This window comes from Pantoea sp. BAV 3049 (genome assembly GCF_009765445.1).
Lineage (GTDB): Bacteria > Pseudomonadota > Gammaproteobacteria > Enterobacterales > Enterobacteriaceae > Erwinia.
In genome coordinates this window covers 3,627,724-3,642,203 of record NZ_WHOY01000031.1, presented here as the reverse complement: position 1 = coordinate 3,642,203, position 14,480 = coordinate 3,627,724, and the positions used below count along the sequence as shown (strand labels likewise).

Genomic DNA, 14,480 nt, shown 5'->3' with positions numbered 1-14,480 from the left:
CAAATCCGGTCACTCATGCTTAACTAATGGGGCCAGCTCTTTGGCCATCAGTCCGGCAATAAACGGCTGAGCATCGGGATTGGGATGGATCCCATCCTGTTGCATCCACTCGGGTTTGAGGTAAACCTGTTCCATGAAAAAAGGCACCAGCGGGACAGAAAACTCTTTTGCCAGTCTGGGGTACATCCCGCTGAAAGATTCAGTATAACGGCGGCCATAGTTGGCTGGCAGACGGATTTGCATCAGCAGCGGCTGAGCGTTCGCAGCTTTCACCTGGGTAATGATTTTACTGAGATCCTGCTCGATATTCTGCGGTGGGAAGCCGCGTAAACCGTCATTACCCCCCAGTTCAATCAGTACCCAGCGCGGTTGATGCTGCTTCAGCAACGCGGGCAGGCGAGCCAGTCCCTGCGTCGCGGTATCTCCGCTTATGCTACCGTTAATAATGGCGGGGGTTTTCTGCCATTTATCATTGAGTAACGCAGGCCACGCTGCGGTTGCGGACATCCGGTAACCGGCGCTCAGGCTGTCGCCGAGCACCAGCAGGGTGTCTGCCGCCGTCGCGCGGAGCGTCATCAGCGCCAATAATAACAGGACAGGGTAATGCCAGCGGAAAACATTCTTGAAGTTCATCGTCTTAGTAAGTCCGTCGGTCAGGGTGAGCATCAGCTTTCCATCCTTACCGGAGTTGAGCTGGTTGTCAAACCGGCCGAAACCATCGCCCTGATCGGCGAGTCGGGTTCCGGTAAGTCGACGCTGTTGGGGATTCTGGCAGGTCTGGATGACGGCAGCGACGGGGAAGTGTTTATGCTCGGCTCTCCGTTACACCAGTTGAATGAAGAGCAGAGGGCAGAGCTGCGGGCAAAGAGCGTTGGCTTTGTCTTCCAGTCTTTTATGCTGGTCCCCACCCTTAATGCTATCGAGAATGTTCAGCTACCTGCGCTGCTGCGGGGCGAGAGCGATCGCCAGAGTCGTGAACAGGCCCGCACTCTGCTGGCACAGCTTGGTCTGGCAGAACGTCTGACCCATTTACCCTCCCAGCTGTCCGGCGGTGAGCAGCAGCGCGTGGCGCTGGCAAGGGCGTTTAATGGCCGCCCGGCGCTGCTTTTTGCCGATGAGCCAACCGGCAATCTTGACCGAAACACCGGCGAGCGCATTGCCGACCTGCTGTTCTCCCTGAACCGTGATTTTGCCACCACGCTGATTCTGGTTACTCATGACGAGCAGCTGGCAGCCCGCTGCGACCGCCGTCTGCGGGTTCGCGACGGTAAGTTGTGGGAGGAAGCATGATCTGGCGCTGGTTCTGGCGGGAGTGGAAATCTCCCTCGCTGCTGATTGTCTGGCTGGCGCTGACCCTGGCGGTGGCCTGCGTGCTGGCGCTGGGCTCGCTCAGCGACAGAATGGAAAAGGGGCTGACCCAACAGAGTCGTGACTTTATGGCGGGCGACAGAACGCTGCAAAGCTCGCGCGAGGTACCGCAGGAGTGGCTGGATGAAGCCCGCCGCGACGGATTACAGATCGGCCGCCAGCTGACGTTTATGACCATGACCTTTGCCGGAGAGACACCGCAGCTGGCCTCGGTGAAGGCGGTGGATGACCTCTATCCGATGTTTGGCGCGCTGGCGACCGAACCAGCAGGGCTGAAACCGGCAGCCGGAACGGTACTGGCCGCGCCACGCCTGCTGGCATTGCTCAATCTGAAAGCTGGCAGCAATCTGGATGTGGGCGATACCACGCTTCGCATTGCTGGTGAGGTGATTCAGGAGCCGGATTCCGGCTTTAACCCTTTCCAGACTGCACCCCGGCTACTGATGAACCTGACGGACGTGCAGAAAACCGGCGCAATTCAGCCCGGCAGCCGCGTGACCTGGCGCTATAAATTTGCCGGGACGCCAGAGCAGCTCGCACGCTATGACAGCTATATCGGGTTCCATATCAAACCGGATCAGCGCTGGATCAGCGTGGAAAACTCTGAAGATGCGCTCGGCAAATCGATGCAGCGTGCCCGGCAGTTCTTGCTGCTCTCCGCGCTGCTGACGTTGATGCTGGCGATTGCTGCGGTGGCGGTGGCGATGAGCCACTATTGCAGCAGTCGTTACGATCTGGTGGCGGTGCTGAAAACGCTGGGCGCTAACCGTGCTGCTTTGCGCAAACTGATTGTCGGGCAGTGGCTGGCAGTGCTGTTGTTGGCAGCGGTGTGTGGCAGCATTATTGGCGTGGGTTTTGAGGTACTGCTACTGAGAATGTTGAAGCCGGTGCTGCCTGGTGAACTGCCCGCTGCCAGCGCCTGGCCGTGGCTGTGGGCGGTAGGGTCGCTGGTTATTATCTCGCTGCTGGTGGGACTCAGACCTTATCGCCTGCTGCTGGCGACCCAGCCGCTGCGGGTTCTGCGACGGGATGCCGTGGCGAACATATGGCCGCTGAAATATTACCTTCCGGCGATGGCGCTGGTGGTGGTGATCCTGCTGGCGCTGCTGGTGGGCGGCAGCAAGCTGCTCTGGGCGCTGATCGGCGGCATTGTGCTGCTTTCGCTGTTGCTGAGCGGCATTGGCTGGCTGGCGCTGATGATGTTGCGTCGTCTGACCGTACGCAGTCTGGCTTTCCGGCTGGCGGTCAACCGGCTGCTGCGCCAGCCGTGGACCACGCTAAGCCAGCTGGCGGCTTTCTCGCTCTCCTTTATGCTGCTGGCGCTGCTGCTGGTGATGCGCGGCGATCTGCTGGATCGCTGGCAACAGCAGCTTCCTCCGGGAAGCCCGAACTACTTCCTGCTTAACCTGACTCAGGATCAGGTACCGCAGGTGAAAAACTTCCTGCAACAGCATCAGGTCGAACCGCAGACTTTCTATCCGATAGCCAGAGTGCGGTTGACCGGAATCGATAATAAACCGGCCGATCCCTCGCTGGATAATTCGCTTAACCGCGAACTTAATCTGACCTGGCTGGAACAATTGCCGGATCATAACCCACTCACTGCAGGGAGCTGGCCGCCGAAGAAGGGCGAAGTTTCCATGGAGGAGGCTCTGGCGGGGCGACTGGGGGTGAAGCTGGGCGATACGCTGACCTTTACTGGCGACACTCAGGCGTTTTCGGCAAAAATCACCAGCTTCCGCAAAGTGGACTGGGAGAGCCTGAAACCGAACTTCTTCTTTATCTTCCCGCCTGGCGCGCTGGACGATCAGCCACAGACCTGGCTTACCAGCTTCCGGCTGGATAACAACAATGCGCTGCTGGCTCAGCTGAACCGGGAGTTTCCGACGCTAAGCCTGCTGGATATCGGCAGCATTCTGCGGCAGATCGGCCAGGTGCTGGCGCAGGTCAGCCAGGCGCTGGAGATTATGGTGGTGCTGGTAACGGCGTGTGGCGTGTTATTGCTGCTGGCACAGGTACAGGTCGGCATGCGCCAGCGCAGGCAGGAACTGGTGGTGTACCGCACGCTGGGAGCCAGTAAAAAGCTGCTGCGTGGGACATTGTGGTGCGAGTTTGCGCTACTGGGGGCCGTTTCCGGCATTGCCGCCGCCATCGGGGCTGAAGCCGCGCTGTGGGGTCTGCAGCGTAAGGTTTTTGACTTCCCGTGGGAGCCCGATTTCCTGCTGTGGCTGGCGTTACCGTTAACCGGAGCGGTGCTGCTGTCGGTTTGCGGTGGCTGGCTGGGCATCAGGCTTCTCAGAGGTAAAGCCCTGTTCAGAAGCTATAACGCCGCGTAATATAGAGGCCGGTAGAGACCGGCCTCAGTCATTATCGTCCTTTTCTTAATCAGCCTTCGGAAACCGCTCCGCCAGGAAACTTTTGGGTGCACCGAAGGCGTTACTTATTACGAAAAGGAGAGAATGGGGATGTGTATATTAAAATCAGGGAATAATAACAATGTTGGATTTGCTTGATGTCAGTTACCCGCTCCTCTCGGAAGTCAGAAGCAGGGAGTTGTTTACTCTGAGAAAAGAAGTCTTCAAGGACAGACTTAACTGGATGGTGAGCAGCGAGAATAATATGGAGTCTGATGAGTATGATAATCAACAGACTACTTATATCTTCGGTGTGTATAATAATGTTTGTGTGTGCAGTCTGCGTTTCATCGAAATTAAATACCCCAATATGATTACGGGAACATTTAAATCCTGGTTTAAAAATATCGAACTGCCTGAAGGTAATTATGTTGAGGCGAGTCGGCTATTTATAGATAAGAATCGGGTTCAGGCGCTGGAGCTTCGTCAGCAGCCCATCAGTGCGCTGCTGTTCCTGTCGATGATTAACTACGCCAGACATAATCAGTACGAAGGGATTTATGCCATTGTCAGCCACCCAATGTACCTGATTTTCAAAAAATCAGGCTGGGAGATCTCGGTGGTTGAGCAGGGATTCTCTGAGAAGAAGCAGAATATCTATCTGATTTTTATGCCAGTAGATAAACCGAACCAGCAGCGGCTGATTGATAATTTGCACGCAAAGGCACCCGAACTGGAGTGCCAACTGGATGGCTGGCCGCTGTCATTCCCCGTCAGAAAGAACGGGCCTGATAAGTTGTAGTTCAATTCCCAGCCTGATCGCGTGTTTTGCATTGGTAACGCCCAGCTTTTTGACGGCGTTGCCGATGTGATATTTTACGGTCGTGAGTTTGATGCCCAGGATCAGGGCAATCTCCTGATAGGATTTACCGACGCTGGCCCAGTAGATAATCTCATTTTCCCTTTTTGAGAAAATTTCCCGGTTGTTCATCTGATCAAAATCTTTTTTACTGGTCAGCTCCTGATAAAGTAAGGTCAGCTTTTCATGGGTCTTGATCAACAACATCTGAATTTTGTGTTTATTATCTTTGATCAGCTCTTCAGTATTATCGTCACAATGCTTATCCAGCATAATCGAGAGCACGACGAGATTATTATTGTGATCGTGAAGGACAAACGTATAGCCGTTAACGATGTTGTGGTTCTTCGCCATATCAAACAGCTTGGGAACCTTAACACCTTTATTCAACATGATGTTTTCATCCCAGGAAAATGGGGTGATACGGTAAAGCGCTGTGATTAAAACCGGGTCGATAAACTGAAAATTATTTTTGGTATAAACTTCGAACCACTCTTTACGATTGGAGATAATCGAAAAGTCTGCCGGGTTCCGTTTGCTCATGATGGCATAGGCATACTTGATGTTGTTGTACTGGCTGAGTTTTCTTTCCAGATAATCCTGAATAGATGAATTAATGGCCGGGTTACCAAAGAATAGTTTCGTCATATTACTGTCTCCCTGGGAAAGTAAATCCTCCGTAGTTGAGAAATGTTAACATATATTTAATTTTCCAGCCACGTTAATGGTACGGGAGTGGGTGAGAGAAGCTGAAGCAACGGACAGGAGAGGTAAGGTGAACCAAAGCATATCAGGCTAAATATAGTTGTAAGGAAAACTAATATTTAAAATGCAAGAACTGATAGCAATGGTTCCCTTGGTGTTGGCAAAAAAATAACTAACTAGCTGAAATTACTTTGTATTTGTTTTAACTGCTGGGTAATACAATACGAAATTTTAGGGATGAAAAAAAGCCATACTTAAGTACAGTTAAGCACTGTCCTTTTTGACCGACCGGATCCGCAGGCGAGGCGTTGCGGGGGAGAGGGAGTGTTCAGATAATGAAAAAGAGGCAAATTAGCTTGCCTCTTATGATTTGCATTTACCCTGGTTATTTATCGATCACTGCCGGGATGGTGCAGAACAGCACATTTCTTAGCTGAGTCGCTCTACTGCCCAGGCAATTCCGCTGGCGTACTCTTCAGGAAGTTGAGGGACCAGCGCGTTCAGCGCCTGTTGCAGAGAGCTGGCGCTGACATCAGACAGGTTCAGGTGGCCAACTTTGCGGCCAGGGCGGACTTCTTTCTCATACCAGTGCAGATGAACCAGCGATTCGTTCAGCCAGGCTGTGTTTACCGCAGTGCCGATCAAGTTGACCATTACGGAAGGGGCACTGACAACCGGCTTCGGCAGCGGCAGGCCCAGAATGGCACGCAGATGCAGCTCGAACTGACTGATCGAGGCACCGTTTTGCGTCCAGTGTCCGCTGTTGTGCACGCGCGGGGCCAGTTCATTGATCAGCAGGCCTTCCGGCACTACAAAGCACTCCATCGCCATAACGCCGACATAGTTAAGTTCGTTCATGATGGCAGACAGCATTGACTCAGCCTGCTGCTGGCGGACCGCATCCGGCTCTGGCAGTGCCACGCTGGTGCGCAGAATGCCGTCCTGATGCAGGTTATGGGTCAGCGGGTAAAACACGGTGTTGCCATCGTGCCCACGGGCTCCTACCAGCGACACTTCGCCAGAGAAGTTGATCCCCTGCTCGACGATACATTCGCCATAGCAGTCGGCTGGAAGCGCATCAGTCTCACCGTCGCGAAGGCGCCACTGACCACGGCCATCATAGCCACCCGTGCGGCGCTTAACGATGGCCAGTTCACCCAGCGAGGCAAACACCTGCGGCCATTCGCTGACATCTGCCAGCAGCTGCCAGGGGGCGGTAGCCAGACCCAACTGATCCAGTAACTGCTTCTGCGTCAGTCGATCAGCCAGGCGCGGGAAGATATCGCGGTTAACAAATGCAGTGTGGTCAGCCAGCTCGCGCGTCAGTGCCGTTTCCGGCCAGCGCTCGATTTCTGCGGTAATCACGCTCTGATGGATCGGCAGCGCTTCAGGCTCGGCATCCAGCCCGACAGGGTAAACCGCGATGCCCAGCGGCTCACCGGCCTGGCGCAGCATACGGCCCAGTTGACCGTTTCCTAATACGCAAACTGGCTTCATGCTTCCTCCCGCGGATCCGGATTGTTCAGCACTTCATCGGTCTGAGTCTGACGCCAGTTGGCGAGCCGTGAAGCCAGATCCGCATCGTGCAGCGCCAGAATCTGGGCTGCCAGCAGCGCCGCATTAGCAGCACCCGCTTTGCCAATCGCCAGCGTTCCGACAGGAATACCGCGCGGCATCTGCACGATGGAGTAGAGGCTGTCGACGCCGCTCAGCGCTGCGCTCTGCACCGGCACACCCAGTACTGGCACCAGCGTTTTGGCCGCCAGCATACCCGGAAGATGAGCCGCTCCGCCTGCACCCGCAATGATCACCTGAAAACCGTTCTCTGCGGCCTGTTCGGCAAAGCTGAACAGTTTGTCCGGCGTGCGGTGCGCTGAAACCACTTCGCTATGGAAAGGAACGGCCAGGCTGGTGAGGATCTCCGCGGCAAATTGCATGGTTGCCCAGTCACTTTTGGAACCCATAACAATAGCAATGCGGGCCGGTGCGGCGTTGGATGACATGCGGGTCTGACTCCTGTGATTGTACAAACGTCATCTGAAGGCCGGTTGGGCAGTCAGATGGGAAGGGCAGAGAGAATACCATGACTCCACGGTGAGGAAAACGGTTGCGTGGGCGTCAGCAGGAGCTAAGCGGCACTTTTTAGCCGCTGAACGGAAAGGAAATGAGCGCAGTTTCGCTGTCACTCACCCGGATCATTGAGCCTTCAGTATGCCAGGCTCCCAGAACCAGACGTTCTGCGGGTTTGCCCTCAACGGTCAGTTGATGGACGGCAGGACGGTGAGTGTGACCATGGATCAGGCAGTGAACATGATGGCGCGACATCGTCTGGTTCACGGCATCCGCGTTGACGTCCATGATGGCGATATCTTTGCTGCTGTTGGCCTGCTTGCTGCCCGCACGCATATTTGCTGCTATACGTTTGCGGATAAACAGCGGCAGGGCGAGAAACAACGTTTGCAACCAGGGTTGATGCACTTTGCGACGGAAGCGCTGATAACCTTCATCATCCGTACATAGCGTATCGCCATGCATAATAAGGAGACGTTTTCCGTATAGCTCCAGCACTTTCTCTTCCGGCAGCAGAGTCATGCCGCTGGCACGGGCAAAGCGCTTGCCAACCAGAAAATCACGGTTGCCGTGGATAAAATAGCAGGGGATACCCGAACGGGTTAAGGCCAGCAGTTCTGCGGCAATTTCAGCGTGCAGGAGCACCGGGTCATCATCGCCAATCCAGGCTTCAAACAGGTCACCCAGGATATATAACGCTTCGGCCTGTCGTGCATCACGCCTTAAAAAAGCAAGAAAACCGGCAGTGATTGCCGGTTCTTCTTCGCACAGATGTAAATCTGCGATAAACAGCGTGTGTGGCATTATTCGCTGACGGTGACTTTCTGGATCACAACGTCATCTTTCGGTACGTCCTGGTGCATACCGCTGCGACCGGTAGAGACGGCTTTGATTTTCTCAACCACATCCATGCCTTCGACCACTTCAGCAAACACGCAGTAACCCCAGCCCTGCAGGCTTTCGTCGCGGAAGTTCAGGAAGTCGTTGTCAGCTACGTTGATAAAGAATTGCGCAGTCGCCGAGTGAGGGGCCTGAGTACGAGCCATTGCCAGCGTACCTTTGGTGTTCTTCAGGCCGTTGTTAGCTTCGTTACGGATTTCGTCTTTGGTGCCTTTCTGCAGCATGCCAGGTTCAAAACCGCCGCCCTGGATCATAAAGCCGTTGATAACACGGTGGAAAATGGTGTTGTCGTAAAAACCTTCACGGCAGTAATCCAGGAAGTTTTTAACGGTTGCCGGCGCTTTGTCATCGAAGGTTTTGATAACGATATCGCCATGATTAGTCTGGAAAGTGACCATATTCTCATCCTGTAAAGGTTGAAGTGGTAAACGTAAGCCGGTGCTGTCAGCCCGCAGGCGTCAGCACGCTTTTGACAGACCGTTCTTATATCACAAAATGTGATGACGAGTCAGCACTGCCGCATAAACACAGACCTGCATAACCTTGCTTTGCGTGGCGCTTACGTTAACAATACGTCAGAATAAGAGTTTCACTGGTAATCCCCCGCACACGCTAAAAAACGGAATGTCTCAATGCTTAAGATTTTCAACACCCTGAGTCGTCAAAAAGAGGAATTTAAACCTGTTCGTGCCGGGCAAATCGGTATGTACGTGTGCGGCATTACCGTTTACGACCTGTGTCATATTGGTCATGGCAGAACGTTCGTGGCCTTCGACGTGGTGGCCCGCTATCTGCGATACCTGGGATATTCGCTGAAATACGTGCGGAATATTACGGATATTGATGACAAAATCATCAAACGAGCCAATGAAAACGGTGAAACGGTGGAAGCACTGACTAACCGGATGATTGGCGAGATGCATGCTGATTTTGCTGCGCTGAACATCCTGCCACCGGATCTGGAGCCGCGTGCCACACGCCATATCTCTGAGATTATCGAACTGGTTGAAAAATTGATTAACCGCGACCATGCCTATGTAGCCAGCAATGGCGACGTGATGTTTTCAGTTGCGAGCGATCCGGATTACGGCCTGCTCTCTCGCCAGGATCTGGAGCAGCTGCAGGCCGGTGCCCGCGTGGAAGTCGCAGCGGACGTGAAGCGCAATCCGATGGATTTTGTGCTGTGGAAAATGTCGAAAGCCGATGAGCCAAGCTGGCCTTCACCGTGGGGCGCAGGGCGTCCGGGCTGGCACATTGAATGTTCCGCAATGAACTGCAAGCAGCTGGGTGAGCACTTCGATATCCACGGTGGTGGTTCCGACCTGATGTTCCCGCATCACGAAAATGAAATTGCCCAGTCCTCTTGTGCGCACGACGGTCCCTACGTGAACTACTGGATGCACTCCGGGATGGTAATGGTTGACCGTGAGAAGATGTCTAAATCGCTGGATAACTTCTTTACCGTGCGTGACGTGCTGGAGCACTACGATGCGGAGACGGTGCGTTACTTCCTGATGTCGGGCCATTATCGCAGCCAGCTGAATTATGGCGAGGATAACCTGAAACAGGCTCGTGCGGCGCTGGAGCGTCTTTATACTGCGCTGCGCAACACTGATGCTGCAGTGGTAGCGGCAGGCGGCGAGGTCTTCGAGACCCGCTTCCGCGAGGCAATGGACGACGACTTCAACACGCCGGAAGCCTACTCGGTATTGTTTGATATGGCACGCGAAGTCAACCGGCTGAAAGCAGAAGACGGGGTCGCGGCCAATGGCCTGGCAGCTAAGTTGCGTCAGCTGGCTTCCGTGCTTGGTCTGCTGGAACAGGATCCGGAACAGTTCCTGCAGAGCGGTGCGCAGGGTAACGATGATGAGGTCGCTGAAATTGAAGCGCTAATCAGAATGCGGCTGGATGCCCGTAAAGATAAGAACTGGGCACAGGCCGATCTGGCGCGCGACAAACTGGTGGCGATGGGTATCGTGCTGGAAGATGGCCCACAGGGAACCAGCTGGCGTCGCAAGTAATCTCAGCCTGATCCAACGGTAATCAAAAACAGGGGCGAAAGCCCCTGTCTGCTTTCTGCAGGAGACGACGATGTCCATTCAGCAACTCTCTCTGGCCGGTTTTCGCTCCATCCGTGATGTCACGCTGGAGTTATCGCAGCTCAACGTGATCAGTGGCCCAAACGGCTGCGGAAAATCCAACCTTTATAAAGCTGTACGGCTGATGCATGAGGCTGCCAGCGGTCGCCTCTCCTCTGCGCTGGCGGAAGAAGGCGGCATTCAGAAAACCATGTGGGCGGGAGCGGCCAGACCGGGTGAAACCCGGCGCAACGGTAAACGCATGGTGCTGGGCGTGGAGATGGACGACTATGACTATCAGCTGGAAATCGGCTTTCCCGAGCCGTTGATCAGCCTGTTCAATCTTGATCCGCTGGTCAAGACGGAGAAAGTCTGGCTGAGCGGGCAGCGTCGTCGCCCGTCATCGCTGCTGCTGGAACGCCAGAATCAGGTGGCTTATCTTAACAATATTCATGGAGAGCGGATTGCCTATCCCTCCACGCTGCATGAAGAAGAGTCGGTGTTTTCTCAGCTTTCCGATCCTCACCTCTACCCTGAAGTTTCTCAGGTCCGCGAAAACCTCCGTAAGTGGCGCTTTTACCATGAGTTTGCCGTCTGGCCCGGCTCGCCGATCCGTGCGCCGCAGGTGGGGATTCGTGCGCCAGTGTTGGCTCATGACGGGCATAATCTGGCTGCAGCTTTTGAAACCATCCGCGAACGCGGTCATACCGGGTTACTGAAGTCAGTGCTGGCAGAAGCGTTTCCGGGCAGTAGGTTTTTTGTTGAGGCACAGGGCGGGCGTTTTCAGATGCTGATGCAGCGTGAAGGGATCCTCAGACCGCTGGAAGCCGCTGAACTTTCTGACGGGACGCTGCGTTTTCTCTGCCTGGTGGTGGCGCTGCTCAGCCCAAGACCGCCAACGTTTATGGCGATTAATGAACCCGAGAACAGTCTGCATCCGGATCTGCTTCCTGCACTGGCGCTGCTGATTGCCGAAGCCAGTCGCTACAGCCAGATTTGGGTGACCAGCCATTCGCCACGCCTGGCAGAACAGATTGGGCGGCACTGTGAGCTTCGCCATTATCAACTGGCGCAGAAGGATGGAGAGACGGTAGTGGTGTAAAAGCCCTACCCGGACGGGCAGGGCTGACAGGAGGATCAGGCGGTAACTTTGATACTGTTACCCGCGAAGGCGACAGTCTGGCCGTCAACGATTTTGCAGCGTTTGCGGGTTTCCACTTTGCCGTCAACTTTAACCTGGCCATCAGCGATCGCATCTTTGGCCATGCCGCCGCTTTCCACCCAGCCTTCCAGCTTGAGTAAATCGCACAGATCAACGTGTGGGTGTTTGCCCAGTGAGAATGTTGCCACTATTTTGCCGCTCCATTGTGAAATTCTTCGCAAGCCTGCAGGGTGTTCTGGATCAGCGTCGCCACGGTCATCGGGCCAACGCCGCCGGGAACCGGAGTGATGTAAGAAGCCCGCCCTGAAGCCGCTTCGAAATCAACATCACCCACAACTTTGCCGCTTTCCAGACGGTTGATACCCACATCAACCACAATAGCGCCTGGCTTGATCCAGTCGCCAGGAATAAAGCCCGGTTTACCGACAGCCACCACCAGCAGATCGGCATGCTCAACGTGATGACGCAGATCTTTGGTGAAGCGGTGGGTCACGGTAGTGGTGCAGCCAGCCAGCAACAGTTCCATGCTCATCGGGCGGCCAACAATGTTGGAAGCCCCCACCACCACGGCATTCAGGCCGAAGGTATCGATGTTATAACGCTCCAGCAGGGTGACGATGCCGCGTGGAGTGCAGGGACGCAGTTTAGGCGCGCGCTGGCAGAGGCGACCGACGTTATAAGGATGAAAGCCATCAACGTCTTTCGACGGGGAGATGCGCTCCAGCACTTTCACGTTGTCGATGCCTGCCGGTAACGGCAGCTGAACCAGGATCCCGTCGATTTCACCGTCGTTATTCAGCTGGTCAATCAGTTCCAGCAGCTCTGCCTCACTGGTTGAAGCAGGCAGGTCGTAAGAGCGGGAAATGAAGCCCACTTCCTCGCAGGCACGGCGTTTGCTGCCGACATAAATTTGCGAAGCCGGGTTTTCACCGACCAGCACAACTGCCAGTCCAGGGGCACGTTTGCCGGCGGTCAGACGCTGCTGTACTTTTTCAGCAACCTCTTGTCGCACCTGCTGCGCAATCGTTTTACCGTCAATAATCTTTGCTGCCATCAGAGAGGGGATCCATCTGTGTTGAGTTGAAACGGGGATTGGTGCCTATTTTGTCAGAAGCGGGCGCTGCTGTCAGGCACAGTTTCGATTGTTACTGTTCAATAGTGCAGCAACAGACGGATCCAGCCCGATAAATCGTTGACTCAGGCCGATCGCACCGTATAATTCGACCCACGCAGTCCCCAGTGCGCCCTTAGCTCAGTTGGATAGAGCACCGGCCTTCTAAGCCGTAGGTCACAGGTTCGAATCCTGTAGGGCGTGCCATTTCAAATCAATGAGTTACCTGCTTTCTCCAGTCTTCAAATTTTCTATGTGGGACAGATTTGGGACAGACACCCCGAAAATTGCGTCAATGTGGCGTACGTGTTCGGTCAAATGGTTCGGTGCCAGGTGAGCGTAACGCTGTACCATCTCAATGCTTTCCCAGCCTCCCATTTCCTGCAGCGCCGACAATGGCCTCCGGCCTGAATCAGCCAGCTCGCCCAGGTGTGCCCACATAAACGGGCATAGCGTTCGGTCTGGTCGCGATGGTCATCCACACTCAGATTTTCCACGCAGCGGCCAGACTGTCCGTACGGTGTTTCGCGGGTACACCACCAATTCCCGCCAGCAGTATGAGCAGGCAGGCTGGAGGGAGCCTTTGACCCGGTTGACGCTGAAGTGCTGATTGAAAACGTTTACGGACCTTACCAGGATATCTATTGTGACTATATGTTTAAAAAGCGGGAGAAATTCACGTTCACCGGCGTGATGCCCGAGCCACATACCCTGTCAGACGTGATACGTGAAATCCACTACTGGGACTGGCTGTATCAGATGCGCAGCGCCGCTTATAAGGAGCTCAATCCTGACAGTTACCCTTACGGAGATACGCATCTGTGGGATCGGGGCAATTATCTTAACGGCTTACTGGAAACCATGAGGCCGGTGACCCGCAGCGAGGCGCTGGACGTTCTGGAGTAGTATCTGGACTGGCCCCGTTATCAGGACATGAATGCGGACAGCGACGGGGTGTATCTGAACCTGATTGGTGACCATACGGGAAGCTGACTTTGTTTCATTTATTGCAATAATGTGGATTTGCATTGCGCAAAATGGGGTAATTGCTATATCCGGTCACAGCAAAGATAAAGCCTATGAAACTTGAATCCGCGGTGAAATACTTCAGCCCGAAAAGCCAGAAATATGACGGTACCTCCCCGGCCACCGGCGGTGATTCACTGACCGGCACCGATCTGATGGGGGCGATAGGCTACTGCCAGTCAAAAGCCGGGTTCGGGATGTCGGCGTTTCTGGCAAAAAGCGGCGTCAGCAATGACGATCGCTACCGCACCATCGAGCAACTGCTGAGTTACGCACATCGCACAGTGCCGAAACTGGTGATCCGGGCCGCTGGTGGAAAGCTGGGTAAATGCCTTGTGGTATTGTAAAAGCTGGCATTCGAAGAGTATTCCCGTTCGACGGGCACAACCAGCGAATGCCAGCACTGCAGCGGCACCGGTTTTAATCAGGTTGAGAGTGAGGTGGTGAAGTATGCCGGTTACATAAACCTTTCAGGTGAAGAGGTGATCCCGCCGCGCACCGAAACCGAGCTGGTGAAAGAGCGCTGCCAGCACTGCAATGGTAAAGGGCAGATAACCGCCCGCTGCAGGTGTAACGGCACGGGCCGGGTGCGCGACCTGGCAGAATCAGCGCGACGGGGTGCTCCGGTAGAGCGGGAATGTGAACGGTGTTCAGGTCGGGGATTCCGGCGCATGCCCTCGAGCAGGGCTTTTCAGGCGGTAACTTTGCTGCTGCCGGATCTGACGCAATCATCCTGGTCCCGGAACTGGAAGCCGTTTTTCGAAAAGCTGGTGGCAAAGTGCGAGATTGAAGAGAGCCACGCTGATGCGGAGTTCAGAAAGGTCACAGGATAAATCTGGCCCACAAG

Annotated in this window: 16 protein-coding genes, 1 tRNA gene and 1 pseudogene; 9 read left to right on the top strand and 9 right to left on the bottom strand. The window is 54.7% G+C overall.

The features are described 5' to 3' along the window. Window positions 1–9 precede the first annotated feature (9 nt). Window positions 10–633, bottom strand: a complete 624-nt coding sequence (gene tesA / locus GSQ70_RS18070) for a multifunctional acyl-CoA thioesterase I/protease I/lysophospholipase L1 (protein ID WP_158783829.1) — start codon at window positions 631–633, stop codon at window positions 10–12. Between tesA and ybbA the strand changes: the two genes are divergently transcribed. From ybbA to GSQ70_RS18055, 3 genes are all read left to right on the top strand, one after another. Then, on the top strand, window positions 604–1,290 hold the full coding sequence (gene ybbA, locus GSQ70_RS18065) for a putative ABC transporter ATP-binding protein YbbA (RefSeq protein ID WP_158783828.1): 687 nt from the start codon (window positions 604–606) through the stop codon (window positions 1,288–1,290). The two genes, tesA and ybbA, sit on opposite strands and share 30 nt — an antisense overlap. Beyond that, the gene (ybbP, locus tag GSQ70_RS18060; RefSeq protein ID WP_158783827.1) at window positions 1,287–3,704 is read left to right on the top strand and encodes a putative ABC transporter permease subunit YbbP; all 2,418 of its coding nucleotides are present in this window, start codon (window positions 1,287–1,289) and stop codon (window positions 3,702–3,704) included. Before ybbA ends, ybbP begins: the two co-directional genes overlap by 4 nt. Before the next feature lie 160 nt (window positions 3,705–3,864). Further along, the gene (locus tag GSQ70_RS18055) at window positions 3,865–4,524 is read left to right on the top strand and encodes an acyl-homoserine-lactone synthase (protein ID WP_158783826.1); all 660 of its coding nucleotides are present in this window, start codon (window positions 3,865–3,867) and stop codon (window positions 4,522–4,524) included. Here GSQ70_RS18055 and GSQ70_RS18050 read toward each other — a convergent pair. The 5 genes from GSQ70_RS18050 to ppiB form a co-directional block, all read right to left on the bottom strand. After that, on the bottom strand, window positions 4,486–5,229 hold the full coding sequence (locus GSQ70_RS18050; RefSeq protein WP_158783825.1) for a LuxR family transcriptional regulator: 744 nt from the start codon (window positions 5,227–5,229) through the stop codon (window positions 4,486–4,488). The genes GSQ70_RS18055 and GSQ70_RS18050 overlap by 39 nt on opposite strands. A gap of 486 nt (window positions 5,230–5,715) precedes the next feature. After that, window positions 5,716–6,783 carry a 5-(carboxyamino)imidazole ribonucleotide synthase gene (purK, locus tag GSQ70_RS18045; RefSeq protein WP_158783824.1) on the bottom strand — a complete coding sequence of 356 codons (1,068 nt, stop codon included), beginning with the start codon at window positions 6,781–6,783 and terminating at the stop codon, window positions 5,716–5,718. Next, on the bottom strand, window positions 6,780–7,289 hold the full coding sequence (gene purE / locus GSQ70_RS18040) for a 5-(carboxyamino)imidazole ribonucleotide mutase (protein ID WP_158783823.1): 510 nt from the start codon (window positions 7,287–7,289) through the stop codon (window positions 6,780–6,782). Before purE ends, purK begins: the two co-directional genes overlap by 4 nt. A 139-nt stretch (window positions 7,290–7,428) precedes the next feature. Beyond that, on the bottom strand, window positions 7,429–8,160 hold the full coding sequence (lpxH, locus tag GSQ70_RS18035) for a UDP-2,3-diacylglucosamine diphosphatase (protein ID WP_158783822.1): 732 nt from the start codon (window positions 8,158–8,160) through the stop codon (window positions 7,429–7,431). Next, window positions 8,160–8,654 (bottom strand): peptidylprolyl isomerase B, encoded by a 495-nt coding sequence (gene ppiB, locus GSQ70_RS18030; protein ID WP_158783821.1) that lies wholly within the window; start codon window positions 8,652–8,654, stop codon window positions 8,160–8,162. Before ppiB ends, lpxH begins: the two co-directional genes overlap by 1 nt. Before the next feature lie 234 nt (window positions 8,655–8,888). Here ppiB and cysS point away from each other — a divergent pair, with 234 nt between their 5' ends. Together cysS and GSQ70_RS18020 are read left to right on the top strand one after the other, a co-directional pair. Continuing rightward, window positions 8,889–10,277 carry a cysteine--tRNA ligase gene (gene cysS, locus GSQ70_RS18025; protein WP_158783820.1) on the top strand — a complete coding sequence of 463 codons (1,389 nt, stop codon included), beginning with the start codon at window positions 8,889–8,891 and terminating at the stop codon, window positions 10,275–10,277. 70 nt (window positions 10,278–10,347) lie between these two features. Beyond that, window positions 10,348–11,436, top strand: coding sequence for an AAA family ATPase (locus GSQ70_RS18020; protein WP_158783819.1), 1,089 nt, complete (start codon window positions 10,348–10,350; stop codon window positions 11,434–11,436). 35 nt (window positions 11,437–11,471) lie between these two features. Here the strand turns inward: GSQ70_RS18020 and ybcJ are convergent, their stop codons facing one another. Together ybcJ and folD are read right to left on the bottom strand one after the other, a co-directional pair. Then, window positions 11,472–11,684, bottom strand: coding sequence for a ribosome-associated protein YbcJ (gene ybcJ, locus GSQ70_RS18015; protein ID WP_158783818.1), 213 nt, complete (start codon window positions 11,682–11,684; stop codon window positions 11,472–11,474). Next, the gene (gene folD, locus GSQ70_RS18010; RefSeq protein WP_158783817.1) at window positions 11,684–12,550 is read right to left on the bottom strand and encodes a bifunctional methylenetetrahydrofolate dehydrogenase/methenyltetrahydrofolate cyclohydrolase FolD; all 867 of its coding nucleotides are present in this window, start codon (window positions 12,548–12,550) and stop codon (window positions 11,684–11,686) included. Before folD ends, ybcJ begins: the two co-directional genes overlap by 1 nt. Before the next feature lie 187 nt (window positions 12,551–12,737). Here folD and GSQ70_RS18005 point away from each other — a divergent pair. Then, window positions 12,738–12,814 (top strand) — tRNA-Arg (locus GSQ70_RS18005). Window positions 12,815–12,829: 15 nt separating this feature from the next. Here the strand turns inward: GSQ70_RS18005 and GSQ70_RS18000 are convergent. Beyond that, a pseudogene (locus GSQ70_RS18000) lies at window positions 12,830–13,041 on the bottom strand (tyrosine-type recombinase/integrase); the annotation flags it as partial. A gap of 169 nt (window positions 13,042–13,210) precedes the next feature. Between GSQ70_RS18000 and GSQ70_RS17995 the strand changes: the two are divergent. The 3 genes from GSQ70_RS17995 (at window position 13,211) to GSQ70_RS26435 (ending at window position 14,466) form a co-directional block, all read left to right on the top strand. Continuing rightward, window positions 13,211–13,513, top strand: coding sequence for a hypothetical protein (locus tag GSQ70_RS17995; protein WP_158783816.1), 303 nt, complete (start codon window positions 13,211–13,213; stop codon window positions 13,511–13,513). A 173-nt stretch (window positions 13,514–13,686) separates the two neighbouring features. After that, the gene (locus GSQ70_RS26440) at window positions 13,687–13,980 is read left to right on the top strand and encodes an antitermination protein (protein WP_370521084.1); all 294 of its coding nucleotides are present in this window, start codon (window positions 13,687–13,689) and stop codon (window positions 13,978–13,980) included. A 93-nt stretch (window positions 13,981–14,073) separates the two neighbouring features. Beyond that, window positions 14,074–14,466 carry an antitermination protein gene (locus GSQ70_RS26435; protein ID WP_370521083.1) on the top strand — a complete coding sequence of 131 codons (393 nt, stop codon included), beginning with the start codon at window positions 14,074–14,076 and terminating at the stop codon, window positions 14,464–14,466. Window positions 14,467–14,480: the final 14 nt, after the last annotated feature.